Source organism: Serratia sp. szju (assembly GCF_044594185.1).
GTDB lineage: Bacteria > Pseudomonadota > Gammaproteobacteria > Enterobacterales > Enterobacteriaceae > Serratia > Serratia bockelmannii.
The window spans coordinates 2,245,560-2,271,521 of record NZ_CP172576.1 but is presented as its reverse complement, the minus strand read 5'-3'; the positions used below and the strand labels follow the sequence as shown (position 1 = coordinate 2,271,521).

24 protein-coding genes and 1 tRNA gene are annotated in these 25,962 nt (G+C 54.0%); 8 read left to right on the top strand and 17 right to left on the bottom strand.

The features are described from left to right. Positions 1 to 20 precede the first annotated feature (20 nt). Positions 21 to 491 carry a YhcH/YjgK/YiaL family protein gene (locus tag RE418_RS10660; protein ID WP_089181243.1) on the bottom strand — a complete coding sequence of 157 codons (471 nt, stop codon included), beginning with the start codon at positions 489 to 491 and terminating at the stop codon, positions 21 to 23. A gap of 573 nt (positions 492 to 1,064) precedes the next feature. On the opposite strand from RE418_RS10660, the gene RE418_RS10655 reads away from it, so the two are divergent. Both RE418_RS10655 and RE418_RS10650 read left to right on the top strand, forming a co-directional pair. After that, the gene (locus tag RE418_RS10655) at positions 1,065 to 2,015 is read left to right on the top strand and encodes a 2-hydroxyacid dehydrogenase (protein ID WP_089181244.1); all 951 of its coding nucleotides are present in this window, start codon (positions 1,065 to 1,067) and stop codon (positions 2,013 to 2,015) included. Positions 2,016 to 2,102: 87 nt separating this feature from the next. After that, positions 2,103 to 3,413: an MFS transporter gene (locus tag RE418_RS10650; protein ID WP_089181245.1), complete on the top strand. Its 1,311-nt coding sequence runs from the start codon at positions 2,103 to 2,105 to the stop codon at positions 3,411 to 3,413. Between the two features lie 580 nt (positions 3,414 to 3,993). Here RE418_RS10650 and RE418_RS10645 read toward each other — a convergent pair. Then, positions 3,994 to 5,559 (bottom strand): ATP-dependent endonuclease, encoded by a 1,566-nt coding sequence (locus RE418_RS10645; RefSeq protein ID WP_089181246.1) that lies wholly within the window; start codon positions 5,557 to 5,559, stop codon positions 3,994 to 3,996. 258 nt (positions 5,560 to 5,817) lie between these two features. Further along, positions 5,818 to 6,282, bottom strand: a complete 465-nt coding sequence (locus RE418_RS10640; RefSeq protein WP_089181696.1) for a helix-turn-helix domain-containing protein — start codon at positions 6,280 to 6,282, stop codon at positions 5,818 to 5,820. Positions 6,283 to 6,521: 239 nt separating this feature from the next. Here RE418_RS10640 and RE418_RS10635 point away from each other — a divergent pair, with 239 nt between their 5' ends. Next, positions 6,522 to 7,019, top strand: a complete 498-nt coding sequence (locus tag RE418_RS10635) for a hypothetical protein (RefSeq protein WP_089181247.1) — start codon at positions 6,522 to 6,524, stop codon at positions 7,017 to 7,019. A 157-nt stretch (positions 7,020 to 7,176) separates the two neighbouring features. On the opposite strand, the gene RE418_RS10630 is transcribed toward RE418_RS10635, so the two are convergent. After that, a complete protein-coding gene (locus RE418_RS10630; protein ID WP_213928246.1) occupies positions 7,177 to 7,734 on the bottom strand; it encodes a recombinase family protein in 558 nt (185 codons plus the stop codon). Between the two features lie 191 nt (positions 7,735 to 7,925). Between RE418_RS10630 and RE418_RS10625 the strand changes: the two genes are divergently transcribed. Next, a complete protein-coding gene (locus tag RE418_RS10625; protein ID WP_233494354.1) occupies positions 7,926 to 8,879 on the top strand; it encodes a hypothetical protein in 954 nt (317 codons plus the stop codon). Between the two features lie 1,010 nt (positions 8,880 to 9,889). On the opposite strand, the gene RE418_RS10620 is transcribed toward RE418_RS10625, so the two are convergent. The 4 genes from RE418_RS10620 to prfB form a co-directional block, all read right to left on the bottom strand. After that, complete coding sequence (locus tag RE418_RS10620; protein WP_399676175.1) at positions 9,890 to 11,818, bottom strand: DUF6538 domain-containing protein; 1,929 nt, start codon at positions 11,816 to 11,818, stop codon at positions 9,890 to 9,892. Between the two features lie 89 nt (positions 11,819 to 11,907). Next, a tRNA-Gly gene (locus RE418_RS10615) sits at positions 11,908 to 11,981 on the bottom strand. A 147-nt stretch (positions 11,982 to 12,128) separates the two neighbouring features. Further along, the gene (gene lysS, locus RE418_RS10610; RefSeq protein WP_004931697.1) at positions 12,129 to 13,646 is read right to left on the bottom strand and encodes a lysine--tRNA ligase; all 1,518 of its coding nucleotides are present in this window, start codon (positions 13,644 to 13,646) and stop codon (positions 12,129 to 12,131) included. 9 nt (positions 13,647 to 13,655) lie between these two features. Next, a protein-coding gene (gene prfB / locus RE418_RS10605) for a peptide chain release factor 2 (RefSeq protein WP_096242572.1) occupies positions 13,656 to 14,754 on the bottom strand; the annotation gives its coding sequence in 2 pieces (ribosomal slippage) (positions 13,656 to 14,678 and positions 14,680 to 14,754; 1,098 coding nt in all). Positions 14,755 to 15,015: 261 nt separating this feature from the next. Here prfB and RE418_RS10600 point away from each other — a divergent pair. Beyond that, positions 15,016 to 15,402, top strand: coding sequence for a type II toxin-antitoxin system RelE/ParE family toxin (locus RE418_RS10600; protein ID WP_049296187.1), 387 nt, complete (start codon positions 15,016 to 15,018; stop codon positions 15,400 to 15,402). After that, on the top strand, positions 15,395 to 15,739 hold the full coding sequence (locus RE418_RS10595) for a DNA-binding transcriptional regulator (protein ID WP_025304117.1): 345 nt from the start codon (positions 15,395 to 15,397) through the stop codon (positions 15,737 to 15,739). Before RE418_RS10600 ends, RE418_RS10595 begins: the two co-directional genes overlap by 8 nt. A 50-nt stretch (positions 15,740 to 15,789) precedes the next feature. Here RE418_RS10595 and recJ read toward each other — a convergent pair whose 3' ends face one another. Genes recJ through xerD form a run of 3 tightly spaced genes read right to left on the bottom strand, consistent with a single transcriptional unit; the run spans position 15,790 to position 19,193 of the window. Further along, positions 15,790 to 17,523: a single-stranded-DNA-specific exonuclease RecJ gene (gene recJ / locus RE418_RS10590; protein ID WP_016929971.1), complete on the bottom strand. Its 1,734-nt coding sequence runs from the start codon at positions 17,521 to 17,523 to the stop codon at positions 15,790 to 15,792. Between the two features lie 6 nt (positions 17,524 to 17,529). After that, a complete protein-coding gene (gene dsbC / locus RE418_RS10585; protein ID WP_025304118.1) occupies positions 17,530 to 18,246 on the bottom strand; it encodes a bifunctional protein-disulfide isomerase/oxidoreductase DsbC in 717 nt (238 codons plus the stop codon). Between the two features lie 26 nt (positions 18,247 to 18,272). Further along, positions 18,273 to 19,193, bottom strand: a complete 921-nt coding sequence (gene xerD, locus RE418_RS10580) for a site-specific tyrosine recombinase XerD (RefSeq protein ID WP_154747450.1) — start codon at positions 19,191 to 19,193, stop codon at positions 18,273 to 18,275. An 85-nt stretch (positions 19,194 to 19,278) separates the two neighbouring features. Between xerD and fldB the strand changes: the two genes are divergently transcribed. After that, complete coding sequence (fldB, locus tag RE418_RS10575) at positions 19,279 to 19,797, top strand: flavodoxin FldB (protein WP_043142598.1); 519 nt, start codon at positions 19,279 to 19,281, stop codon at positions 19,795 to 19,797. A 37-nt stretch (positions 19,798 to 19,834) separates the two neighbouring features. Here the strand turns inward: fldB and creD are convergent, their stop codons facing one another. The 5 genes from creD to sdhE all read right to left on the bottom strand — a co-directional run bounded on the left by creD (position 19,835) and on the right by sdhE (position 24,059). Then, entirely contained in the window at positions 19,835 to 21,199 is a 1,365-nt protein-coding gene (gene creD, locus RE418_RS10570; RefSeq protein WP_043142602.1) for a cell envelope integrity protein CreD, read from the bottom strand. 80 nt (positions 21,200 to 21,279) lie between these two features. After that, the gene (creC, locus tag RE418_RS10565; protein ID WP_043142606.1) at positions 21,280 to 22,698 is read right to left on the bottom strand and encodes a two-component system sensor histidine kinase CreC; all 1,419 of its coding nucleotides are present in this window, start codon (positions 22,696 to 22,698) and stop codon (positions 21,280 to 21,282) included. After that, positions 22,695 to 23,390, bottom strand: a complete 696-nt coding sequence (creB, locus tag RE418_RS10560; protein WP_025304122.1) for a two-component system response regulator CreB — start codon at positions 23,388 to 23,390, stop codon at positions 22,695 to 22,697. Before creB ends, creC begins: the two co-directional genes overlap by 4 nt. Further along, a complete protein-coding gene (locus RE418_RS10555; protein WP_025304123.1) occupies positions 23,390 to 23,812 on the bottom strand; it encodes a protein YgfX in 423 nt (140 codons plus the stop codon). Before RE418_RS10555 ends, creB begins: the two co-directional genes overlap by 1 nt. Beyond that, on the bottom strand, positions 23,793 to 24,059 hold the full coding sequence (gene sdhE, locus RE418_RS10550) for an FAD assembly factor SdhE (protein WP_004931679.1): 267 nt from the start codon (positions 24,057 to 24,059) through the stop codon (positions 23,793 to 23,795). The genes RE418_RS10555 and sdhE overlap by 20 nt, the downstream gene beginning before the upstream one ends. A gap of 320 nt (positions 24,060 to 24,379) precedes the next feature. Between sdhE and ygfZ the strand changes: the two genes are divergently transcribed. Further along, the gene (gene ygfZ, locus RE418_RS10545; protein ID WP_043142609.1) at positions 24,380 to 25,372 is read left to right on the top strand and encodes a tRNA-modifying protein YgfZ; all 993 of its coding nucleotides are present in this window, start codon (positions 24,380 to 24,382) and stop codon (positions 25,370 to 25,372) included. A gap of 38 nt (positions 25,373 to 25,410) precedes the next feature. Here the strand turns inward: ygfZ and RE418_RS10540 are convergent, their stop codons facing one another. Continuing rightward, positions 25,411 to 25,908, bottom strand: coding sequence for a DUF2165 family protein (locus RE418_RS10540; protein ID WP_025304125.1), 498 nt, complete (start codon positions 25,906 to 25,908; stop codon positions 25,411 to 25,413). Positions 25,909 to 25,962: the final 54 nt, after the last annotated feature.

The window sequence follows — 25,962 nt, the reverse complement described above, 5'->3', positions numbered from 1 at the left end:
AGCCGCCGCTGAACGTCTTGCTACGTCAGCAGGGCGCAGTCGATTTTCGCCACAATTTTACGCAGAGCTGCCGGTGCCGTGCAGGTACTCATCGGGCGGTGCAACTCACCCGGGAAGATAACGGCCAGTTCACCGGGTTGCAGGTGGATGAGAGTCTCACCGGGGATCGCCGGGCTAAACCCAAGATCGTGCGCCTCGTTAAACGGCTCACTCAGGGGCAGAGGTAGCCCCAGAACCCCGGCGCCAATCACTTCTTTCCCTTCCAGGACAAAATGGATATCCAGATACTGGCGATGAAACTCTGGCTTCTGGTCGGCCAATAGTTTGGTTTCCCCTTCAACGACGTTAAAGAACATCTGTTTACCCTGCACCTGATAGTGCCCGACAGGTAAATTGTACGGCTCATTTTCAATAATACTGGCCAGCATTTTACGGATGGCCGCCGGATAGAACCTATTATTTACGGCAGTGGTTAAAGCATCAATAATCATAATATTTTCTCTGGTCAATATCGGCTCGGTATTTCACCGACAAAAACAATGGTTGGATAGTGTTATGGCAACACGCAATCTCGGCGTAATTACGGCAGAATCACTATTAGATCGTTCTACGGGCGCCACTATGAATAAACAACAAAGCAAACCGCTTTGTTTCTAATATTTACAACCTATCACCACTGTGAGTAAACTCCACCTGAAAGGCCATTCGGCATGGTGAAATAAGTCATGGCCTATCTCACGGTTTTTAGCCGTTTAAAACTGTGACAAAAGTCACTTAATTAAGTGTTACGAAACAGCGTTACTTATCCTGTGATCCACGGCAGAAAATCACTGGCTATTCACCCTTTTCACCAGAATCGACCGATTTCACACTCTCCGCCTACGGGCATAACGGGCTATCGCCCCCGATAAGAATCGACAGAAGCCACGAAATTGCACACGAGATCACGCCAGCAGTAACATGCTTTTTTAACACTCTTTGGCGTGATGTAGATCGCAATAATAAGCGGTAAAAAAACGTCTGATACAGGATATCCCCTATTGTTTTCAGACAGGATCGCAACGATGCACACTGACACTCAACCTACCATTTTACTTATCGCGCCGGTGATGGATACTTTACAGGCCGCGTTGGACGCCAGTTACCGGGTATTCCGTCTCTATGAACAATCAGATATTCCAGCCTTCCTGGCTCGCCATGGCGCAGACGTTCAGGCGGTGGTCACCCGTGGCGACGTGGGGGTAACCCGGGAGACGCTGGAGCAGCTGCCGCAGGCGGGCATGATTGCTGTTTTTGGCGTGGGAACCGACGCTATCGACCTCAACTACACCCGGGAACGCCATATCAGCGTCGGGATCACCGCCGGCGTGCTGACCGATGATGTGGCCGATCTGGCGATGGGGCTAATGCTGTCCGCCAGCCGCCGCCTCTGCCAAGGAGACCGTTTTGTACGCGAAGGCCGCTGGGAAACGACGCCGCCACCGCTGGCGACCAAAGTGAGCGGTAAGCGCATCGGTATTTTTGGCATGGGGAATATTGGCCAAGCCATCGCCCGCCGGGCGAAAGGCTTCGATATGACCATCCTGTATACTGACCGCCGGCGCAAAGACGACCTGGATTACCCGTGGTGCGCCGATCTGCACACGCTCGCAGCGCAGAGTGATTTCCTGGTGATCGCGGCATCTGGCAGTGCGGAAAACCGCGGGATTATTGATGCCAGCGTATTTAACGCCATGCCCGATCGTGCCTGGCTTATCAATATCGCCCGCGGCAGCCTGGTCGATGAGGCGGCGCTGATAAAGGCGTTACAAAATCATGTTATCGCCGGGGCCGCTCTGGATGTGTTTGAAAACGAGCCCCATGTCCCGACAGCGTTTTTTGCGCTCGAGAATGTTTTGCTTCAGCCCCACGTGGCCAGCGCTACCGTAGAAACCCGCCAGGGAATGAGCCAATCCGTTTTGGATAATCTCGCAGGTTATTTTTCCCATCAGGATATTCCTGGCTTAATTCAATAAAAATGATCGCCTGAATGGCGCACCATCATTTTTATTCAGCCTAACAAAATATCCGCTTATCGTGGCGGATATCATCGAGGCATTACTATGACCGATAAAATACCAGGAACTCGCTGGCTGCGGGTTATCGCGCCGATCCTTGTCACCTGCATTATTTCATTTATGGATCGCGTTAATATCAGCTTTGCTCTGCCGGGCGGCATGGAACAGGATTTAGGGATTACCAGCCAAATGGCTGGCGTGGCCAGTGGGATATTTTTTATTGGTTATTTATTTCTGCAAATCCCTGGCGGACGACTTGCGGTTTACGGTAGCGGGAAACGTTTTATCGCCTGGTCGCTCGTGGCCTGGGCGATTGTCTCTATCGCCACCGGCTTTGTCACCCATCAGTATCAGCTGCTCGTGCTGCGTTTTATTCTCGGGATCTCCGAAGGAGGAATGTTGCCCGTCGTGCTGACCATGGTCAGCAATTGGTTCCCGGAAAAAGAACTGGGCCGGGCCAATGCCTTTGTCATGATGTTTGCCCCACTAGGGGGGATGCTGACTGCCCCAGTTTCCGGCGCGATTATTGCCACTCTCGACTGGCGCTGGCTGTTCATTATCGAAGGCTTGTTGTCGGTCGTGGTGCTGGCCATTTGGTGGCTGGTGATCAGTGACCGTCCGGAAGAGGCGCGTTGGCTGCCGGCGAAGGAACGCGACTATTTATTGACCGAACTGGCCCGGGAGCGCAAAGCGCGAGAAGGGATGGTGCCGGCGGCAAAAGCACCGTTAAAATCGGTGTTTCGCAACAAGGGATTGATGCGCCTGGTCGTGCTGAATTTCTTTTACCAGACCGGAGACTATGGATATACGTTGTGGCTGCCCACCATCTTGAAAAACCTGACCGGTGGCAGCATGGCCAATGTTGGGGTATTGGCGATCCTGCCGTTTGTTGCCACTCTGGCGGGGATTTATGTGATTTCGATGTTCAGCGATCGCAGCGGTAAACGCCGTTTGTGGGTCAGGATCTCCCTGTACTGTTTTGCGGCGGCGCTGATAGCCTCGGTGATCCTGCATGAGCACGTGGTGGCCGCCTATATCGCGTTGGTGGTGTGCGGCTTCTTCCTTAAAGCGGCGACCAGCCCCTTCTGGTCAATTCCCGGACGCATTGCGACGGCAGAAGTGGCGGGCAGCGCACGCGGGGTGATCAACGGGCTGGGCAACCTCGGTGGGTTCTGCGGCCCCTATCTGGTAGGCGTCATGATTTATGTGTACGGACAGAACGTCGCGGTTTGCGCGCTGGCGGCATCGCTGCTGCTGGCGGGAAGTATCACCTTCCTGCTGCCGAAAGAATGCGATCGCTCCTGCGAAGAAACGGACAATCTCCTCCCCTCCGGGGCCAAACAGAAGTGGAGTTAAGCGGCAATAACGCGGTGTGGGCAGCAACGGTGGCTCACACCCGCATCAGGACTGGATGGCGCGTTGTGTTATCGCGGTAAGATGCCAGGCCAGCGGCTTGCTCGTCTCACACGTCAACCCACACCAAACGGTGATGCAATCGTTGAGAATCAGCTTTTCTGAAAACGGTTATAGCTCAATGGGGTGATGTTTACGGAGGTTTTGGAGCGGGTGAAGGGAAATCACCCCCGCTCCAAAGATCTCGTAATCCCATGGATTTATTAACAAAAATTTGACGCATTGTAGGAGAGTTTTGTAGGAGGAACTACAGCTTTGTTCAGAACAACCTAAATATAGGGATTGCCATATTCGTCGCAACATAGAAGACAAAGTAATCAGTCAGGTGCTAACCATCTTTAATTTTCAAAGCGTAGAAACTCACAGCATCTCGGAATCTCTTAGAAAATAGAAGAATTGAGCATAACAATGTTCTACTAATAGCATCCTTGAATAAACAGGCTCTATAATTGTCGGAAGCGCACCAAATAGATGCTTAACTTGACTGCCCCCAAAAGGGGGCCAGTATGATTTATGCTGCACTCTAACGATAAAAACGTGATAGCACTTCTTCCAGATCATTATTGTTAGGTGATAAGGGTGATTCGATCGATCTCATAGCAATATCACAAAGAGTATTCTCTACTGAATTCTGATCAAACCTCTTCTCTCCTGCTCTTGTTTTTATTGCATTCAATAAACTTTTCCCCTTTTTATCTGTCGTCTCATAGTTAGGATTATCTCTTACATAATCCTCAATAACTTCTTCAAATGAAAGAGTTGAGTTATTAAAGAATGCACCTTCTATAGCTCTGAATATAGAGTCATCACCCTCAATCATTAATTTCCTAAACAAAAACTTCTCTAAACTTGGTATGGGTAAAAACTCCACCCAACAATTAGAATATAAATTACCATACTTCTCCTTATTGTATTGCTCTTGAATATCTCCGTCCAAAATGGAAATATAACTACAAAAGCTCCCCCCCAAAGAATTAACCTGAAATTCATCATGGAGTTCAATTACTTTCTTCCACCCTCCCAATGGCATGATTTTATGTAAATTGTTATCACCAAGCCCAGACAAAATAATTTGCCGCTCTATTATCTTTTTGGCTAACCTATCCTCAACGAAAATCATTTTGTCATAACCATTCATATCCTTTGTTGCTCGAATTGCATATGCAGGATAACATGGATTTAATATTTTAATATTTTTCCCGCCAAACTTAGAGCGCTGCAGTAAATAAATACCACCTTTAGAAACCTTACTCATGGTCGCGGGATTATGAGTGGCAATCAAGAAACAAATTTTATTTCGTTTACTTATAACCGATAAGTAATCCATAAGTCTATTTAATGCAGATGGATGTAACCCAACCTCAATTTCATCTAAAATGACAAGACTTACATCAGAAATCCTACCCGGCTTCCCATTAATTCTTTTAATCTCGCTATCTATATACTCTAGTAGGCTAGCAACTATAAACTCTCCCGAACTCATGTCATGGTGTCGAACCGACTTACCACCAACCTCCATAATAAAAAGCGGTCTATCTGCCTTAACCATTTCAAACCCTGAATCCACATTACCTTTTGAATTTTTTATCTTTCGAGGGAAATAAGGGTAATACGCCTGTAGCTTTGAGTAATGGCTTTCATCTTTTCTTAAAATAGTGCCAAGCATTTTCCTTACATCATCACTAACATAAGACAGCTCATCTGATGTTATTTTTTCAGACTTTCTCATCATACTTGTATTTGCGTATTTAAACCTATTCCCATGAATAAAACTGCCTTCAATAAATCCATTTAATAATATATCACCATTTTCTGAAAACACATTCCTCCATGTGAAATTCTTATTTTTCACCCATCGATTAGTTAAATCACCGAACTCAATCTCAATTGACGAACTTTGATCTGCAGAGTGATAAAAATGATCTCTATATGCATTCCCATTAAATAATTTCGACATAACATGAAGCAAAGTAGTTTTCCCAACGCCATTGGCACCACACAGGACGTTCACGCTAGGCGTAAGTGGGATAGAGAATTTTAAATTATCAATTGTCTTTAAGTTTTTTATATCTATCGAAAGAACATTCATTTCTTATCCTTATTGCAAGGTGTGTATTAATGCTAATTTTTAGCACAGCATTGAAAAGAAGCTCTTATGCTAAACCTACCAAGATCTTCACTGATGCCCAACCAACAAATGCCACCGTAACGCCTATGTAACGCACCTGTATTTCATCGTTTTATTGGTTTTTTTTGAAGAAAGGAACTTACTCATAGGCAAAATACCCATCGTTAAAAGATGTTGATAATTCACACATCGATCAGAATTTATAAACTTACACTAACGTCACTCTCTCAGTTTGTCCCATCGCACCGCTGAAACAATGCCCCAGTTGCCACTGGCATTGGGTCTACGCCATTTTGCCGTCTCCATGCTACGGAGATACTCAAGCGCTTCGGAAAATGAGGCAAAACGCTTCTGAGCCGCTTTATCACCTACGCCAAACGAACCATCACGGGTGCTCGCCAAACCGGGGTGAAAACAAGAACCATCCGCCGCATAGGGAACCAACAGTTCAGGGTCGTTATCTTCAGATGAATCAGACATCAACAGTTGCCAAGGCTCAACACTCAAAGCATTAGCCAGCACCTCAATCGCATCCAAAGACGCATTAGAACCACCGCGTTCAATGCGGCTCATATAGCTACGAGCAAACCCACACCGATCGGCAAAGGCTTCCTGGCTCATTCCGGTGGCTATACGCAGTTCTTTTACCCGTTCGCCAAACTGTATTCTCAGGGATTTTCTCATGCACTGAATGTGCAATTTTGACCACTGTAAGGCCACGCTCCATATGAGACATTTTGAATCTAACAGCCTTAATTGTGAGCACACGCACCTTCACAAGAAGCCTGTATCGCTAAAATCAAAAGATTCAAAATGAATACCAATAGTGACAAATAAAACCAATATCGTATGATGGCTGTCACTGGTTGGGTGTCTTCAGCACTCACTATGAGATGTGATGTTGTTTGGCAAGTGAGGAAATCATGGCGGGATCAGACTTTATATTTCCGATGGTAGCGGGAGCCGTGCTTAGCTGGGCCGGTTACAACGTGGTCGCTCATGTTACATCAAAACGGCAGATCAGCAGTCTACGAGCAATCTCATGGGGTGTTCTGGGAACGCTCTCATTAGTGCTGGGAGTGAGTGCATTTTCCGCTGTTAGCGCTGAACACCCGGCAGAAAAACAAAATGCCTTGTGCTTAATTAACACCCCAGAATGTTATGCAAAAGCGCATCATAATCCCGTAAAAAAGTGCAAGCAGGTAATGGATGAGAAAGCGACGTTTCGCCATGTGTGGCTGGATAGCGAAGCACCGCAGGTTTTCAGCACCTACCTCTGGCACGACGAGCAAAAGAAAACGATTCAAGCATTTGGACAACAGGCTAAGGCCATTAACAGCATGAATATGCTGATACCACTGCAATATTTTTGTGTTTTTAACGCCAACACCGGGGAAGTCATCGCGGCTTCATTTGAGTAACCACCATAAGCCCCCCAAATTTATAAGTGGGGGCATTCCACCTAGTAGATCTTCCCTGCTGATCTAACCGGAAACGGTGCCACAATCTTTTTCACGCTTTGAATCTCCCACGCTAACCAGCCCAAAACTCGGGATTGCAATGAAAGTTTAGAAGCGTTTAAAGCAACGCGGCTATAGTCGCTCTGGAAACGCCATATTCACGCGCTAATGCGCTGACACTGATTCCGCTACTTTTTTTCTCTATAATCACTCTACGGGCTTCTGGTGCGATTTTAGAAGGTCTACCCAATTTCTTTCCTTCGGCTTTTGCTCGCGACAAACCCGCCTGAGTGCGTTCAATCAGTAGATCACGCTCCATCTCCGCAACCGCTGCCAACATCGACAATAGAAGCTTACCGGCAGCAGAAGTGAGGTCAGTTGTTCCAAGCTGGTGGACGATTACCTTGATGCCGCGATCAGATAACAATCGGACTGTCTGGAGCACGTCAATAGCATCACGCCCCAGACGGTCGAGTTTTGCCACTACCAGCGTTTCACCGGTTCGAATTTTGCCAAGCATTTCAGCAAACGCCTTACGCTGAATTGCCTGAACTTTCCCGCTAACAATATCGGCAAACCAAAAGTCAAACGTCCAACCAGCTTGCTCAAGCTCCAACCTCTGGTTCTCCGTATCTTGCTGAGCGGTAGAGACACGCCCGTAGCCGAAAATCGCCATTTTCAACACCTCTCAATACCTGTCAGAAAACGGTGTCAACAATAGGACGCCTGCCAACAATTGCCAAGGCTAATTTTTCAACATCCCGGAAGATACAAGCGAAGAGGTGCCAGCAAACGGTCGTTTGTTGGCACTGCTGATCTGTTTATACATACAGCAGAGCGTTGCCGCGGAAAACCGGATGACATAACATGAAAATTCTCTGGGCCAAAAAAGGAATAAAAATGATTGCTCTCAACACAGTCAAGGGAATCATTGAGATCAGCAGTTGGCATGATATCGTTGAGCGCCCGCATTTTCGCTCAAACATCAACCCTACAAACGTTGACCTTAAAGAGATCATCGGTAGCTACCAATTTCCAGAAGATGTTCCGTGTGGACTCACAACATGTCATCAACCACATAAACGTGGTTATATCGTAGTAACAAAGGAAGGTTACGAAACCAACATCGGAAAAGATTGTGGCAAAAACTACTTTTCCGTAGATTTCATCGAAATGAAGACGCGGTTTGATCGAGATGTTAAAACCTCACTACAACGCGACAATATTCGCAAGGCAAAAGAAACAGCACCACTACTCCTTGAGCATGTCGAGGGATTACGGAAACACCCTAAAGGGGCTGATTGGATCTACTCTCGTATTGAGAAACTCCGCAATCGAGGTGTAATTGGTGAGGCTGCGGCTAACGAAATTCGTAAAATGCTTAAGGAGAGACGTAAAGAGCTACTCTCATCTCGTCTTGCAACGAAAGAAGAAAGAGAGCGGGATTTTTCCATGAATCCGTCTTTGGAGGATAAATACCGTGGTCAACCTTATTACGTTACTATCGTTACAGGCTCGATTAACCACCTCGAAGCAATGTCTAAAGACAATGATCTCAAAGAACTATTGATCCGTGGCGTTACACAAACACTGAGGCAATTAATAGATTGTGATGTCGATAATTTGAAGTCTCGTGAACTTGCACAACTGTCCAAAGATGCAAGCAACATTCAAGCAAAAATTAACATGGCCCAAGAGATCATACCGCTTGCACAAAAATTACTAACAGCTTCAAATCTTGAACCGCTTGCCTTTTGGGTGGAAGAGCATCATGGAGAGCGAGCAGCGGCACCCTTTAAACGCTTTATTGAACAACTCTAAGCAAGATAACTCTCTTGCACTGAAGCCTCAAAATGTTACTATCAGTATACATTTTGGGGTTTTGGTATACAGACGCTTACCCAAAATGGCGTATCAACAAGGCTCTGCAACTAGCGGAGCCGGGGTGTAAAGCGGGCGCACCGTTACCCACTGGTCTGGTTCCGAAAGGCGGCGTATGCCAGGGTGCGTGAGGTTGTGTAAGGTGCTGAGTCTTGGACTTGCACAGCCAATAAGAATAGCGAGTTATCATGTTTTGCAAAGGGCTTACGTCGTGAGTCTTTTTTAAAGCAGAGTAGCTCACATCGCCGATCCAAGCAGGGACCCAGAAAAGAGGTTTAATAAAACATATAAAACAAAACAATAAGTTAAGAAGAAAAAACAACTCTAGAACCAAGTTCTTGTTGTCTTGAAGTTTCAGCTTAGAACCTACCAGAATCTCTAACCCACACGACAAAAGCTACCGGAAAAATTGTCGCGCCGAAAAGTGGATCTCCTAGGTTTGGAAGCGCCTCTCTCAGGCATTGCGTCCGAAATTTTCCGCAGCGGCAGGCTTCTCCTTATAGAGCCAAACAGACTCAAAAGTTAAGAGGCGCGGTAAAGCTAAAGCTCGCCCAGATTTCTCATTGATTGCTCGATCTCCGCTACCCATTTATCAGGGCAAGGATAAACCCGGCTTTCAGTGCTAATACGGTTCGGAGATATTCGACGGGTTAGCCCATGCAATGACTTAACATGCGCGATCCAACACGTTTTTACTGTTTTTCCCGTCCGGGATTTAACATCATCGGCAATCTGCCGGTAGGTCGCCATAAATGTCCGCGCTCCTATGGTTAATATTTTTCTGCATGAGGCTGCATATTTAGAAAGTGGCAGCGTGATAAAAGGTTACGCCTGCTTCATCTGACTTCGCCAGCCACACTATGAGAACGCCGCATCCTATAAAGCAATAAATCCGTTACCTATGAGAAAAAACGCGCCACAGGGCTTCCTATGGCGCTAGTGAGAGATCACTACTTATGCTTGCGAACCCCATCTTTCATCGCTTTCAGCCCCGCCTCTGCATTAAATGGGGCTATCTCAGGCAAATTGTATGTCAGCCCGGAAATGGCGTGGAACTGATCCTCAACCGCCCTGTCCTTACGATAGGTTGTCATGGCAGTAGTGTTGCCACGAACATGTCCAACAAGCTGCGCGATCATCCGCTCACTTAGCTCCAGCCTGTCGAGGCTGTTCACATAATTATGGCGGAATGAGTGAAAAACTATCTTCCCATTGCGCTCTAAGCCAAGCTGGTTGCCACAATAAAGCTCATTAAACCATTTTGATGCATAGCCACGATAACCTTTAGTTTTATTAAACTTTAACTCAGGGAAAAGGCGTTCTTGTCCGTCGGATTTTAACGCCTCTACATATTTGAGAAATCCAAGCCGAATTAACTCTGGGTGGATCGGCATCTGTCGTAAAGCATTAAGTGTTTTTAGCGACTTATCTGCTTCTGAGTCCATTACTTTATCCGGTGCATCCAAATTGAAATCTAAATATGCGACGCCATTTTCACTTACACGGATATCAGAAAGATAAAGCTGGCATAACTCATTCATTCGCCCGCCGATATACAATGCCAACAATGGCAGCCAGTAGCGGTAAGGACGAAAGTCGATGTAACGCCCAAACTTATTCGGCACACCTGCACCTGTTTTAAACCAGTATGCGGAGAATATGAGTTCCAGTTCATCATCACTAAATTGATGCCGGTTATCCTGAGATCTGACGATTTTCTTACGTTTCGCCAGAACGTTCTCAACTGGATTCGCAATTAAGTAATTTTCTTTACGCGCCCATTCCAGCATTGAACCCAGTGATGCCATATGGCGTTCAATGGCATCTTTCGTCATGAGCGGCTCACCAGCATCGAGGGCTTTTTCGATGAGCTGATCTAAGCTTTCAGCAGCATATCGACGCCGCATTAAATACAAGTTACTGGGCATCCTCTGCATTCTGGAAACGTAATTTTTAACAACATTACGATCTAACTCAGCGAGTGTTATGTCGCCCACAATGTCGATAAAATGAGATATTCGTGACCGAATTTTCTCCTCGCTGGCAAGTTTGATATCCCCTGAGTGTTTATAAGCCAGAAACTCCTCCAGCACTTCTGAAACCCTTTTCGAAGCGGATAGAGGATTGCAATGCGGATTAGTGATGACAACTGGTGGAGGTAGCGGGGCTGAAATCACAACAGGAGCCGGAGGCAATTCAGGCTCTGATTTCGCAAACGCGTTATCCCAAATATTGCGCAAACTCTCAGCCTGCACCTTGTTGATAAACAAAGAACTGCCATCCAATCTGATCCCTGGAAAATCCATCAACCAGATAGAAAGACGGTTGTCGCCGTTCGTTCTGAATGCCACTTCCTCGGTGTAGCCTTGCTCCAGAAGTTGTTTAAACGCATAGCTCGTCTGGAACAATCGGACATAGCCATGCATCACGCTTTCTAACCCTTTCTGCTCAAGGTTATTAAGCACAAAACCGCCATTATCTTCCCGTTCAGCTTCGGTAAAGTCTGCAATCTGGAAAGCGGTTAGGCCTTCCGCGAAGCAATAAACCGGAACATTGTGCGCCAAAAGATGCTGAACAACCATTTCAAGCGCAATCCCAAATGACTCGCAAAACAGCGCTAAACTGATTTTGCCAGCGCCAGCCAACAGCGGCGCATTACCCCGAATCTTCTCTTTATCCACTTGCCTGAACTCTTCCAGAGACGCATACCACTTCTCCAGCAAACGCGCGGCAATAGCTCTGGCATTTGCAAGGTGGGTTGTGCGGGTAGATGCATGAATTTCACGCTGCCCTATCAGGGCGCGATAACGAACCGGAACGGTGATCCGCAGAACATAGATACCACTTGGACGTCGATATAGATTATCACGCTGCGCCATCGGCTGTATGACCCCTTTGTAGGAGGATCACGAACGCCGTCACGTATGGTTTTGAAAAAGATAGTAGAATTAATACGTTAGGGGAATTCTGGAGCGGGCGAAGGGAATCGAACCCTCGTATGCAGCTTGGGAAGCTGCCGTTCTACCATTGAACTACACCCGCATCGGTGTGCGACAGGCATTATAACCGGTTATCGGCGGCGGGCAAGCGGAGATGGCGCGTAACTGTCGATGTTTTAAGCGGTTAAGTCCCGTAGACGAAAAAAAACCGGCGCAGTCGCCTGCACCGGTTGTTACACGCTAAACGCGATTATTTCTGTGGGCGCATCGCCGGGAACAGAATCACGTCGCGGATGGTGTGGCTGTTGGTGAACAGCATGACCATACGGTCGATACCGATGCCCAGACCGGCGGTCGGCGGCAGGCCGTGCTCCAGCGCGGTGACGTAGTCTTCGTCGTAGAACATCGCTTCGTCGTCGCCGGCGTCTTTGGCGTTCACCTGATCGGCGAAACGCTGCGCCTGGTCTTCGGCGTCGTTCAGCTCGGAGAAACCGTTGCCGATTTCACGGCCGCCGATGAAGAACTCGAAGCGGTCGGTGATTTCCGGGTTCACGTCGTTGCGGCGCGCCAGCGGCGACACTTCAGCCGGGTACTCGGTGATGAAGGTCGGCTGAATCAGATGGCTTTCCGCCACTTCTTCGAAGATCTCGGTCACGACGCGGCCCAGACCCCAGCTCTTCTCAACCTTGATGCCGATGGATTCGGCGATGGCCACCGCTTTACCCATGTCGGCCAGGTCAGCCAGATCGGTTTCCGGACGGTATTTCTTGATCGCCTCGGTCATGGTCAGCTTCTCGAACGGCTTGCCGAAGTCGAACACTTCGTCGCCGTACTGCACCTGAGAGGTGCCCAGCACTTTCTCGGTCAGGGTGCGGAACAGGGTCTCGGTCAGCTCGATCAGGTCTTTGTAATCCGCGTAAGCCATGTAGAGTTCCATCATGGTGAACTCTGGGTTGTGACGCGGAGAAACGCCTTCGTTACGGAAGTTGCGGTTGATTTCGAACACGCGTTCGAAGCCACCGACCACCAGGCGCTTCAGATACAATTCCGGCGCGATGCGCAGGTACATGTCGATATCCAGCGCATTGTGGTGCGTGATGAACGGACGCGCGGACGCGCCGCCCGGGATCACCTGCATCATCGGGGTTTCGACTTCCATGAAGCCGCGTTCCACCATGAAGTTACGGATAGCCGACATCACCTGCGAACGCACTTTGAAGGTGTTGCGCGATTCTTCGTTGGCGATCAGATCCAGGTAACGCTGGCGGTAACGGGTTTCCTGATCTGCCAGGCCATGGAATTTGTCCGGCAGCGGGCGCAGCGCTTTGGTCAGCAGACGCAGCTCGGTGCAGTGGATCGACAGTTCGCCGGTCTTGGTTTTGAACAGCTTGCCGCGCGCGCCGAGGATATCGCCCAGGTCCCACTTCTTGAACTGCTCGTTGTACACGCCTTCAGCCAGATCGTCGCGCGCGACGTACAGCTGAATGCGGCCGCCCACGTCCTGCAGCGTAACGAAGGATGCCTTGCCCATAATGCGGCGGGTCATCATACGGCCGGCGACGGTCACTTCTACGCCCAGCGCTTCCAGCTCTTCGTTGTCTTTATCACCGTACGCGGCGTGCAGTTTGTCGGAGGTGGAATCGCGACGGAAGTCATTCGGGAACGCAATGCCGTTCTCACGCAGGCCGGCCAGCTTCTCGCGGCGGGACTGCAGTTCGTTATTGAGATCCAGCGCCTGATCGGCGCCCTGTACTTGTTGTTCAGACATTTCTATTCCTCATAACCCGGCTTTCAAACTTGCCTCAATGAATTTATCCAGGTCGCCATCCAGTACGGCCTGCGTGTTACGCGTTTCGACGTTGGTGCGCAAATCCTTGATGCGGGAGTCATCCAGCACGTAAGAACGGATTTGGCTGCCCCAGCCGATGTCGGACTTGTTGTCTTCCATCGTCTGCTTATCAGCATTTTTCTTTTGCATCTCAAACTCGTACAGCTTGGCTCGCAGCTGTTTAAACGCTTGATCCTTGTTCTTATGCTGAGAACGATCGTTCTGGCACTGCACCACGATGTTGGTTGGCAGGTGAGTAATACGTACGGCGGATTCGGTTTTGTTGACGTGCTGACCGCCCGCACCGGAGGCGCGGTACACGTCGATACGCAGATCCGCCGGGTTGATTTCGATATCGATATCGTCGTCCACTTCCGGGTAGATGAACACCGAGCTGAACGAGGTGTGGCGACGGCCGCCGGAATCGAACGGGCTCTTGCGCACCAGGCGATGCACGCCGGTTTCAGTGCGCAACCAGCCGAACGCGTAGTCGCCGATGATCTTGATGGTGGCCGATTTCAGGCCCGCGACGTCGCCGTCGGATTCTTCGATCACTTCGGTCTTGAAGCCCTTGGCTTCGGCCCAGCGCAGGTACATGCGCAGCAGCATGCTGGCCCAGTCTTGCGCTTCGGTGCCGCCGGAGCCGGCCTGGATATCCAGGTAGCAGTCGGCGCTGTCGTATTCGCCGGAGAACATGCGGCGGAATTCCAACTGATCCAGCTTGCTCATCAGTTGATCCAGCTCGGCGACCGCTTCGTTGAAGGTTTCTTCGTCGTCGGCTTCCACCGCCAGTTCCAGCAGCCCGCCGACGTCTTCGCCGCCCTGCTCCAGCTGATCGATGGTTTCAACGATGGCTTCCAGCGCGGCGCGCTCTTTGCCGAGCGCCTGTGCGCGCTCCGGCTCGTTCCAAACGTCCGGCTGCTCCAGCTCGGCGTTGACTTCTTCTAGGCGTTCCTTCTTGGCATCATAGTCAAAGATACCCCCTAAGAACCGCAGTCCGCTCGGACAGGTCCTGAATTCGGTTTTTTACCGGGTTAATTTCAAACATGGTTTCGTTCTTTTACGTTGATGTCGTCGATGGCGGAATGCCATTGGAACCGCTAATTCTAACGGATCCGGGCGGCAGTTTATAGCGAGTTGGTCAGTTTTTGTGGCGATCGGGCGACAAAGCGGGTGGCAGGAAGAGCAGGAATTTCACCAGCGTTTTATTACCGGTGCCCCTCACGCCGCTAAGCTGTTCAAGTATTGAGCAATGTGGTCATTGAGACTATAGTCGCTATGATGACTCACAGGGACAGGCGGTGCCAAAATGGACATTTTCGTCACGGATGATTTCGACAAATTTATGAAGAAAAATCGCATCGTCGATCAAAAGATTTGCACCGCGGCTCACGAACTCGCACACGGTAACCATGACGGCGATCTGGGCGGCGGCGTCTACAAGAAACGTATTTCGCTCAATCGGGGTAAACGGGGTGGTGCTCGATCCATCGTGGCGTTTAAACGCGGTCGTCATCAGTATTTTATTGATGGATGGCTGAAAAACACCGTAAAACAGAACGGTGCAAAAGAAATCAACGATGATGAATTGGCAACCTATCGCGAGCTCGCCAGAGATTTTCTTGCCATGCCGCCGGAAATTATCAAACGAGCCATCGATAGCGGCTACTTGCGAGAGGTGAAATGCGATGACTGATAATCGCCTGCTCAGACTGCAAAAAATGGCACAGCGTTTTAATGAGATCGGTGCGGTGTCAGACGATACCGTACGCAACATCGCCACACGAGTACAGGCGCAGGAACAACATGCCCAGCGTGAGCAGCATGATCAAATGGACGGCGCACGCATCAAAATGCTGCGCAGACGGCTCGGCCTGAGCCAGGCCGATTTAGCGGCCGTGGTTAACATGTCGACCACCAGCGTACAAAAATGGGAACGTAACGCGGTAAAACCCCAGGGAGCCGCGCTCAGAATGCTGGAAATTATCGAACAGAAAGGGGTCGCCAGCCTGATCATCTCACCACGAAACTGATGAGCGTTCGTGCACCAGTCACTTACCGATGCACGAACGTCAATTTCGCCTCAGCGCGGCCAAAGATGCTGGATCAGCAGCTGCACGTTGCGGTTGCCGCGAAACTCGTTGACGTCGAGCTTGTAGGCCAGTTCCACCTCGCGCACGCTGCTGTCAGGCCACAGCGTGGTGTCCACGTTGAACGCGATGCCGTCGAGCAACGGGCCGCCGCCGAGCGGCTCCACCATCAGCTTCAGGTGTTTCTCGCCCACCAGCCGCTGCTGCAGGATGCGGAACTTGCCGTCGAAGGTCGGTTCCGGGAACGCCTGGCCCCACGGGCCGCCCTCGCGCAGCAGCTCCGCCGTTGTCAGCGACAGCTCCTGCATCGCCAGTTCGCCGTCGGACCAGATCACCCCTTCCAACATCGCCGGATCGAGCCATTCACCCACCAACTCGCCGAAACGCTGGCGGAACTCGTCGAATTTGGCCTCTTCCAGCGACAATCCGGCCGCCATCGCGTGGCCGCCGAACTTCATCATCAGCCCGGGGTTCAGCATATCCAGCCGCTCCAGCGCATCGCGCATGTGCAGGCCGGGCACCGAACGGCCGGAGCCTTTCAGTATGCCGTCGCCCGCCGGTGCGAACGCGATCACCGGGCGGTGGAAACGCTCTTTGATGCGCGAAGCGAGGATGCCCACCACGCCCTGGTGCCATTCCGGGTGATACATCGCCAGCCCGTAAGGCAGCTCGGTGCTGGTGCGCTCCAGCTGATCGCACAGCTGCAGGGCTTCCACCTGCATGCCTTGCTCTATCTCGCGTCGCGTCTGGTTCAGCGCATCGAGATCGTTGGCCAGCATACGCGCCTGCGCAATGTCGTCGCTCAGCAGCAGCGCCACGCCGATAGACATGTCGTCCAGCCGGCCGGCGGCGTTGAGGCGCGGACCGAGAGCGAAACCGAGATCGTTGGCCGCCAGTTGGCGGGCATCGCGATTAGCCACTTCAAGCAGCGCGCGGATGCCCGGTCGGCATTTGCCGGCGCGGATGCGGTTTAACCCCTGATACACCAGAATACGGTTGTTGGCATCCAGCGGCACCACGTCGGCCACGGTGCCGAGCGCCACCAGGTCCAGCAGCTCCGCCAGATTGGGCATCGCCAGCGCGCGCTGCTCGAACCAGCCGCTGTCCCGCAGGCGGGCGCGCAGCGCCAGCATCAGGTAGAACGCGACACCAACCCCCGCCAGCGATTTGGACGGGAAGGCGCAGCCGCGCAGGTTGGGGTTAACGATCGCTTCGGCCGCCGGCAGGGTCTCGCCCGGCAGGTGATGATCGGTCACCAGCACCTGCATGCCCTTGGCGTGCGCCACGTCGACGCCGGCGTGGGAGGAGATGCCGTTATCGACGGTGACAATGAGTTCTGCGCCGCGTGCCGCCGCCTGCTCCACCACTTCGGGGCTCAGGCCATAACCGTCTTCGAAACGGTTAGGCACCAGATAATCGACGGCTGCGCCGCCCATGCTGCGCAGCGCCAGCACCGTCAGCGCGGTGCTGGTGGCGCCGTCGGCGTCGAAATCGCCCACCACCATGATACGGCGACCGTCGGCCAGCGCCTGTTGCAGCAGGCCGACGGCGTCGTCGATGCCGTCCAGCTGTTGCCAGGGCAGCATGCCCTTGACGCCGCGTTCCAGCTCTTGCTCAGCCTGCACGCCGCGCAGGGCGTAAAGCCGACGCAGCAGCGGCGGCAAACTGGCGGGCAGATGCGTGTCGTCCGCCGCCGGGCGGCGGCGTAGTTGCGTTTTGATACTCACCGGCGATTAACCACCGGCTTTGGTGGCGGCCTGGTGCGCATCCAGCATGGCGGCCATCTCTTTCGGCCCCTGATAGCCCGGGATCATCATGCCGTTTTCCAGGATGATGGCCGGCGTGCCCTGAATGCCGAACTGCACGCCCAGCTCGTAATGCTTGCTGATGTCGGTTTTGCAGGTCGCCGGAGAAACGGCATCGCCCTTCATGGCGGCGTCGAACGCCTTGGCCTTGTCGGCGGTGCACCAGATCGACTGCATGTCTTTTTCAGCCTGGGAAGCCAGCCCCTGGCGCGGGAATGCCAGGTAACGCACGGTAATGCCCAGATCGTTGTACTCTTTCATCTGCTGATGCAGTTTGTGACAGTAACCGCAGGTGATGTCGGTGAACACGGTGATCACGTGTTTCTCTTTCGGCGCTTTGTAAACGATCATCTGATCTTTCAGCGCGTCCATCTTGGTGCCCAGCAGTTGGTTGGTCACGTTGACCGGCTCTTTGCCGCTGACGTCAAACAGCGGGCCCTGCAGGATGTGCTTGCCGTCTTCGGAGGCGTATAGCACGCCGCTGTCGGTCAGCACGGTTTTCAGGCCGTTGACCGGTGAAGGCTGCACGTCCGCCTGCTGGATACCCAGGCTGGCGAGCGCTTTTTTGATCGCCGCGTCATCGGCATGGGCGGCGCCGGCCACCGAAGCCACCAGCAGAGAGAGCAGCATTAAACCTTTTTTCATTGTTCCAATCCTTTCGAACCCGCCGCTCAGGCGCGCGGGTGATGCTGTTGATGTAGCTGTTTCAGTCGTTCGGTCGCTACATGTGTATAAATTTGCGTGGTCGAGAGATCGCTGTGCCCTAACAACATCTGTACGACACGGAGATCGGCCCCATGGTTCAGCAAATGGGTGGCGAACGCGTGCCGCAACACGTGCGGCGACAGACGCTCGCTGTCGATGCCCGCAAGGATGGCATAGTGTTTGATGCGATGCCAGAACGTCTGTCGGGTCATTTGCTGGCAGCGGGTGCTGGGGAACAGCACATCCAGCGTCTGGCCGTTGACCAGCCATGGGCGGCCGTGCTCCAGGTAATTTTCGATCCAGTAGACCGCCTCTTCGCCCAGCGGCACCAGCCGCTCCTTGTTGCCCTTGCCGATCACCCGCACCACGCCCTGGCGCAGGCTGACGTCGCTGATGCTCAACCCCACCAGCTCGGAAACCCGCAGCCCGGTGGCGTACAACACTTCGAGCATCGCCTTGTCGCGCAGCTCCAGCGGTTGATCGACGCAGGGCGCCTGCAACAGCGCATCGACCTGCGCCTCGCTCAGATCCTTCGGCAAACGCTGCGGCAACTTGGGAGACGCCAGCTGCGCGGTGGGATCGTCGGCGCGCAGCTTCTCGCGGTACAGATATTGAAACAGGCGCCTCATGGCGCTCAACAAACGCGCGGAGCTGGTGGCCTTGTAGCCGCCGTCCACCCGCTCGGCGAGAAACGCCTGCAAATCCAACGCCTGCGCCTGCAGCAAGGTGGTATTTTGCTGGCCAAGCCAGGCGCCCAGGGCCTGCAAATCCAGCCGGTAGGAGGCCAGCGTATTTTCCGCCAGATTGCGCTCAAGCCACAGCGCATCCAGGAATTGTTCAATCAGCGCATTGTCTTGCTGTTGCACGCGGTCCTCTCTTTGTTGCATTTCCACCCGCGCCATTATGCCTTAAGCCGACGCAAATCAGGTATACTCGCTGCAATTCTCTAAACAGCAACGTAACGGTTTACACATGAAGATTGGTCTGTTTTACGGCTCCAGCACCTGCTACACCGAGATGGCGGCAGAAAAAATCCGTGAGATTCTGGGTGAAGACCTGGTCGACCTGCACAACCTGAAAGACGTCTCGCCCAAGCTGATGGAGGACTATTCCATTCTGATCCTCGGCATCCCGACCTGGGATTTCGGCGAACTGCAGGAAGACTGGGAAGCGATCTGGCCGCAGTTGCCAGAGCTGGATCTGAAAGGCAAGATCGTCGCCATGTACGGCATGGGCGATCAGCTCGGTTACGGTGAGTGGTTCCTTGACGCGCTGGGCATGTTGCACGATCACATCGCGCCGCTGGGCGTGCAGTTCATCGGCTTCTGGCCAACTGAGGGCTTCGAGTTCACCAGCCTCAAACCGCTGAGCGCCGACGGCAAACACTTCGTCGGCCTGGCGCTCGATGAGGTCAACCAATACGATCTGAGCGAAGAGCGCCTGCAGCAATGGTGCGAACAGATCCTGCTGGAGATGGAGCCGCTGCTGTAGCCGCTATCGGGCGCTGAGCGCGCCCGATTCCCCTCGCTTATTTCCACAGCCGGAAGCGTGGCTCATCTTCCCCGGCCGGCGTTTCCTTGGTCAAACGCGCCGGATCGGCCACCTGATACCAGTCCAGTTTGCGCGTCAACAGCATAATGCCCGCCAGAATGGCGAACAGCAGCCCGGCTCCCAGCACCAACGCATTGTCCTCCGACTGCAACAGCAAATAGAGCACGCCGTACAACAACAATAGGCTCGCGGCGAACAGCGCACCGCGCAGCTTGCCGCGCAGTACGGCGCTCAGATAGAAGCCGATCAGTCCGCTGCAGGCGATGCTGGCCGCCAGGTAAGCGAAAGCGAATCCCAGGTGTTCGGAGAAGGCCAGCAGAATCAGGTAGAACAACACCAGCGCCGCGCCGACCAGCAGGTACTGAATCGGGTGCACCCGCAGCCCGGTCAGGGTTTCGAACAGGAAAAACGCCATAAACGTCAGCCCGATAAACAGCAGCGCGTATTTGACCGCGCGCTCGGTCAGCTGATAGTGATCGACCGGTTCGACCAGGCTGGCGCTGAAGGCCGGCAGCTTGTCCTCGTCGATAATGGCATCGTCGTAATGGAACGCACTGTTGATGTTGTTGGCAAACCAGGTGCTGCGCCAGCGAGCGCTAAACCCTTGCTCCGTCACCTTGCGTTCGTCCGGCAGGAAGTTGCCGAGGAAATTCGGGTGCGGCCAGTTGCTTTGCAGCTGCAGCTCGCTGCTGCGCCCCAGCGGCACCAGCGACAGGCTACTGGTGCCCGCCAACGTCAGGGTGAAGTCGGCGTTCAGCCCCTCTTTTTGTTGCAGCATCGCCAGCGTCAGCGGGGCGTGGATCCCCTGGCGCAACGATCCCACGCCGGTGCCCGGTTCAAACGCCACCGGCTGCGGCATTGCCAGCGGGGAAATGCGCTTGATGCCGCGAGAGTCGCTCAGCGCCACCAGCAGGAACGGCTGGCCGACGGTCACGTTGGCGCGTTGCAAATCCGTCAGCTCCGGCTGGCCGAAACGCACCTTGAAGTTCAGCGGCCCCTGGTAAACCTGCGTCTGATAAATGCCCAACTTGCGCACCTCCACATTCGGCGCGCCCTGTACCTGAAGCGACTCCGGCAGCAAATAGCGGTAATGCTGCACCCGCTGCACTACCGTTTGTCCTTTCTCGTCTTTCTTCTCTTCGCGTTCGACATAGGGAATGACAATCAACGGACCGAGCACGCGCTGCGCCCCGCTGGTGCTTTCGCTCACCTGCCCGACCACGCTTTGCCGATAGCCGCTGCGTTCGTCGATCACGCTCATCAGCTGGGCGATGGGGATCAACATCACCACCATCAATCCCAGCAGCGTGGTTATTTTCCAGAAAAGTACCGATTTCATCATGCTCGCTCCTCGTAGGTAATAAGGCCACGATAAAACCCGCAGGTGAAATCAGAATGTGGTTATGTGAAGGGAAGGTGAAGTCACAGCGATAACATGAAAGTCGCTTCCACCCCGTGCGGCCGGCGGTTGCGCAGGTGAATGCCGCCATGATGCAGACGGGCGACTTCCTGCACGAAGTTCAGGCCCAGCCCGCTGCTTTTCGGCCGTTCGGCGCGCGGCAGCGAATAAAAACGTTCGAACACTTTATCGAGGGCGTAGTCAGGAATGCCGCTGCCGTCGTCACAGACGCTGATGCAGTAATGCTGTTCCCGCCGTTCGCCTCGCACGCTGACGCACCCGCCCGACGGGGTAAAGTCGATCGCGTTGTCCAGCAGGTTGGTCAACGCCTGGCTGATCAGCAACGCATCGCCGTTCAGCGTCACCTCCGCCAACGCCTCCAGTTGCAATCTGACGCCGCGCTGCATCGCCTGCGCCTCTTTGCCCGCCATCGTCTGGCTGACCAGCGCCGCGATCGCGATGGGCGCGGTCTCCATGTCTGGCCGGCTCTCCAGCCGCGCCTGCACCAGCAGTTTGTCCACCAGCTGCTGGATGCGTGCGCTTTGCTGCTCGATGTTGGTGAGAAAACGCCGGGCGGTATCCGGCGGTGGCAGCTCCTGCAACAGCTCCGCCGCGCCCCTGATCGCCGCCAGTGGGCTTTTCAGCTCATGCGTCAGGGTATGTGCATACTGTTCGATATAAGCTTTACCTTCCAGCTTCAGTCGCATGCTCTCCAACGCCTGCGCCAGCTGCGTCAATTCCCGCCCGCCCACTTTGGGCAGCGGCGCGCTTTCCCCTTGCGCCACCCCGTCGGCATAACGCACCAGCCGGCCTATCGAACGGTTGATCCACCAGACGAATACCGCGCCGATCAGCAACGCAATCCCCAGCAGCAACGCGCCGGCCCATAGAATGCGCCGTTCGCTGCGTTTGATCACCGGCGCCATGGTGCTGTTGGGTTTGCCCACGGTGAGCACGCCGATAATACGCCCTTGTTCTATCACCGGCGCGGCCACATACATCACCGAACTGTTTTCATCTTCTGGATCGCTACGGGTGCTGCGGGCGCCGTACTGGCCGCGCAGCGTCCGATAAACGTCATTCCAGCGCGAGTAGTCTTGCCCCTGCGCGCGGCCGGCAGAATCGAAAATGACCCGGCCCTGGGCATCGGTAAGATAGACGTGGTATTCACTGCGATCCTTGCGGATGCCGGAGATATTGGCGCCGATCGGCCGCTGGTTCAGCTGCGTGAACGCCTGCGCCAGTTGGCCATGCGCCGCATCGCCGCGCTGCATGTCCTGACGGGCGATTTGCGCCAACAGGTTGGCGGTGTCCACCAGCGTGCCTTCGGTAGCGCGCCGCACGCCGGGCTTCACTTCCTGGACGAAAATGCTCAGCACGAAGTACCCGGCCACCGCCACGATCAGAAAATATCCCAGCAGCAGGCGCAGGCCAATTTTCATGGCTGGCGGCTCACGCTGTAGCCCAATCCGCGGTGGGTGTGGATGGGCGGCTCACCGGGCTCAACCGCACGCAGCTTGGCGCGCAGCGTTTTGATGTGGGTATCGACGGTGCGATCCAGGCTTTCTTCCGCTTGCGCCCAAACGCTTTCCATCAGTTGCTGCCGCGAGAACACCCGTCCAGGCGCCAACAACAGCGTCTTCAGCAGCAGGTATTCGTAACGGGTCAGCGGCAGCGGCCGCTGATGGTAGGAGATGGTGGCCGCGTCTTCGTCGAGCGTGAAAGCGCCGAAATGGTAGCGCGCGCTCTGTTGCAGGCGCTGCTGCTTATGCAGGCGGCGCAAAATGGTGCGCACCCGGGCGCTGACCTCGCGAGGGGAGAACGGCTTGGCGACATAGTCGTCGGCGCCGATCTCCAGCCCGATCAGGCGATCCACTTCATCACTGCGGGCGGTAAGAAACAGAATCGGCAGGTCAGCCGCCTGAGCCAGCAGGCGGCGACACAATTCAAAACCGTTGATATCCGGCAAACCGACATCGAGGATAGCAAGCGCGGGCGCGCCTTGCGCCAGCGCCTGCAACGCCGGTTCCGCACGTTCGAACCAGCGTACTTCGAAGCCTTCGCTCTCCAGCGTGTAAACCAGCGTATCGGCAATGCTGGGTTCATCCTCCACCAACCAGAGCACGGGTTTCATCAGGGTTCCTCGCCGTTACCCGCCGGCGGATACAGCAACAGCTGCCGCAGGTGGCGCCACTCCTCTTTGCTCATGCAGTCGGAAGCCAGCCACAGCCGGCGGCGCTTTTTGCCTTCCATCGGCTGCAGCGTCAGCAGCAGGCCGTAGCCCGGCATCCAGGGCTTTTTCGCCAGCCGCCATTCTCGGCCGTGCCAGCTGAAACGCCGGTCCGCCAGCAGCCGCAGCTCGCCCTGCACTGCGGCGATGCGCTTCTGGCTACGAATGCACTGAAACACCACCAGCGTCAGCAGCACCAGCCAAAGCGGGCCATAACCTTCCGGCCAGGGCGAAATCAGGATCAGCAAGATCAGAACGCCATGAGTCAACAGGGAAAAAAGCTGGGTGCGCCAGGAAATGCGGATATCACATCGCCACTGGGCCACGGTCTTTATTTCGCGTTTGGATCAGGGTCACCATTCTCTGCAGCTCGCCGTCCTGCGGCGCGCCATGATTCATCAGCCAGTTGAACAGATCGGGATCGTCACACTCCAGCAGGCGGATAAACAGCGCCTTGTCCGCGTCATTCAGGCTGTCGTATTCGTATTCGAAGAACGGCATGATGGAGATGTCCAGCTCGCGCATGCCACGACGGCAAGCCCAGTGAATACGTGCTTTGTTGTTAATATCCATGTTGTTATGACTCACCTCTTTTCAGCGCGGCAGCGCCAGCGCAGGGTTCAAATGACACACTGTATGGCAACGCCGTCGCAATATAATTCCATCAGCCGGGGATCTGTCTGCAAGGGTGCCCTGGCCGCAAGCCTATAGAGTAACAATTTGACATACACGCCGGGAAGGCGCTTTGCTGCGGAAAACGTAATAAAGCGCAAAATGCCAAAAAAAGCGCCCCCCGGTCCCACGGCGCGAATAACAGTTTGCAAAGCCCGCCGCCTCTTTTACCATGGGTTCAATACCCTTCAGGTAAGCTAAACGTTGAGCAGGAACTTACTATGGCGCATAACATTCCATTCCCACCCCGTCAGCCCTCCGCTTCCACCCATCTCCCCCTGACGCTGATCTCGCTGGAAGATTGGGCGCTGGTGACGTTGAACGGGCCGGACACAGTGAAATATCTTCAGGGCCAGGTGACGGCGGACATCGACGCGCTGGCGGCCGATCAGCACGTGCTGTGCGCCCACTGTGACGCCAAGGGCAAAATGTGGAGCAACCTGCGTCTGTTCCACCGTGGCGAAGGCTTCGCCTATCTGGAACGCCGCAGCGTGCTGGACAGCCAGCTGGCTGAAATCAAAAAATACGCGGTGTTCTCCAAAGTCACTATCGCCGCCGATAATGACGCGGTGTTGCTGGGCGTCGCCGGTTTCCAGGCGCGCGCCGCGCTGACGGGCCTGTTCGCCACGTTGCCGGACGCCGAGCACCCGGTGGTGCAGGACGGCGAGACCACGATTCTGCACTTCGCTACGCCGGCGGAACGTTTTCTGCTGGTGACCCGCCCCGCCGTGGCCGAACAGCTGATCGGCAAGCTGCATGACCAGGCAGAGCTGAATGACAGCAGCCAATGGCTGGCGCTGGAGATCGAAGCCGGTTATCCGGTTATCGATGCTGCCAACAGCGCACAGCTGATCCCGCAGGCTACCAACCTGCAGGCGCTGGAAGGCATCAGCTTCAGCAAGGGCTGCTATACCGGTCAGGAGATGGTGGCGCGCGCCAAATTCCGCGGTGCCAACAAGCGGGCGCTCTACTGGCTGGAAGGTAAAGCGGTCCGCGCCCCGCAGGCGGCGGAAGATCTGGAGCTCCAACTGGGTGAAAACTGGCGCCGCACCGGCACCGTATTGGCGTCGAGCCAACTGGCCGACGGCACGCTGTGGGTACAGGTGGTGATGAACAACGATTTGGATGCCGACAGCCAGTTGCGGGTGCGCGACGATGCCGCCAGTCAACTGGCGATCAAACCGTTGCCCTACTCGCTGGCCGAAGAGAAATAATCCGTCGGCCGCAGGCGCCCTGCCTGCGGCCATCTTCATTACTCGTCCAATTCCCCGTCGCGCTGCACCAGATAAATCAGCACCAGAATGATAGTGACGAAGAAGCGAAACGCATCCGGCACGCCGTTCCACTGCTTCGACATCCACATGCCAAACCACTCGCCCCCAATCGACATAAAGCCGACCTGCCAGGTGAGAAAGCCCAGCGTCAGCCCCACTACCGCCAGCTTTTTCCGACCGTTAAAGGCGTGCGCAGGCAGTTTCAGGCCGCCCAACAAACGCAGGCCGCCGATCCAGCACAGCAGCGCGGTCAGGCTTTCCAGCGCGATGATGAAAATATAACCGGCGTGATGCAGCCACGGCGTCTGTATCGAGCGGTATCCGATGGTGGCGTCGGGGAAAATCGTGTCCATCATAAAGACGTGGCGCACGAAGGCGAAGTTGGAACCGTAGTCGGTGATGTTGCCGAAGGCGACCAGCGAAGCGAACAAGGCGATAGCGCAGACCAGCAGCGCTTTGGATAAGCGAACGATCATCTTGGTGAGTCCTGAACAGAGGTTAAAGAAACGGTATGCGGGCTCAGAAATGAA

Coding starts and splice junctions, on each gene's coding strand:
- RE418_RS10660 (WP_089181243.1), bottom strand. CDS start 491: ATGATTATTGATGCTTTAACCACTGCCGTAAATAATAGGTTCTATCCG.
- RE418_RS10650 (WP_089181245.1), top strand. CDS start 2,103: ATGACCGATAAAATACCAGGAACTCGCTGGCTGCGGGTTATCGCGCCG.
- RE418_RS10600 (WP_049296187.1), top strand. CDS start 15,016: ATGGACATTTTCGTCACGGATGATTTCGACAAATTTATGAAGAAAAAT.
- RE418_RS10645 (WP_089181246.1), bottom strand. CDS start 5,559: ATGAATGTTCTTTCGATAGATATAAAAAACTTAAAGACAATTGATAAT.
- creB (WP_025304122.1), bottom strand. CDS start 23,390: ATGAAACCCGTGCTCTGGTTGGTGGAGGATGAACCCAGCATTGCCGAT.
- ygfZ (WP_043142609.1), top strand. CDS start 24,380: ATGGCGCATAACATTCCATTCCCACCCCGTCAGCCCTCCGCTTCCACC.
- sdhE (WP_004931679.1), bottom strand. CDS start 24,059: ATGGATATTAACAACAAAGCACGTATTCACTGGGCTTGCCGTCGTGGC.
- xerD (WP_154747450.1), bottom strand. CDS start 19,193: ATGCAACAAAGAGAGGACCGCGTGCAACAGCAAGACAATGCGCTGATT.
- RE418_RS10620 (WP_399676175.1), bottom strand. CDS start 11,818: ATGGCGCAGCGTGATAATCTATATCGACGTCCAAGTGGTATCTATGTT.
- creC (WP_043142606.1), bottom strand. CDS start 22,698: ATGAAAATTGGCCTGCGCCTGCTGCTGGGATATTTTCTGATCGTGGCG.
- creD (WP_043142602.1), bottom strand. CDS start 21,199: ATGATGAAATCGGTACTTTTCTGGAAAATAACCACGCTGCTGGGATTG.
- RE418_RS10595 (WP_025304117.1), top strand. CDS start 15,395: ATGACTGATAATCGCCTGCTCAGACTGCAAAAAATGGCACAGCGTTTT.
- RE418_RS10655 (WP_089181244.1), top strand. CDS start 1,065: ATGCACACTGACACTCAACCTACCATTTTACTTATCGCGCCGGTGATG.
- RE418_RS10635 (WP_089181247.1), top strand. CDS start 6,522: ATGGCGGGATCAGACTTTATATTTCCGATGGTAGCGGGAGCCGTGCTT.
- lysS (WP_004931697.1), bottom strand. CDS start 13,646: ATGTCTGAACAACAAGTACAGGGCGCCGATCAGGCGCTGGATCTCAAT.
- RE418_RS10540 (WP_025304125.1), bottom strand. CDS start 25,908: ATGATCGTTCGCTTATCCAAAGCGCTGCTGGTCTGCGCTATCGCCTTG.
- RE418_RS10640 (WP_089181696.1), bottom strand. CDS start 6,282: ATGAGAAAATCCCTGAGAATACAGTTTGGCGAACGGGTAAAAGAACTG.
- RE418_RS10630 (WP_213928246.1), bottom strand. CDS start 7,734: ATGGCGATTTTCGGCTACGGGCGTGTCTCTACCGCTCAGCAAGATACG.
- fldB (WP_043142598.1), top strand. CDS start 19,279: ATGAAGATTGGTCTGTTTTACGGCTCCAGCACCTGCTACACCGAGATG.
- RE418_RS10625 (WP_233494354.1), top strand. CDS start 7,926: ATGAAAATTCTCTGGGCCAAAAAAGGAATAAAAATGATTGCTCTCAAC.
- dsbC (WP_025304118.1), bottom strand. CDS start 18,246: ATGAAAAAAGGTTTAATGCTGCTCTCTCTGCTGGTGGCTTCGGTGGCC.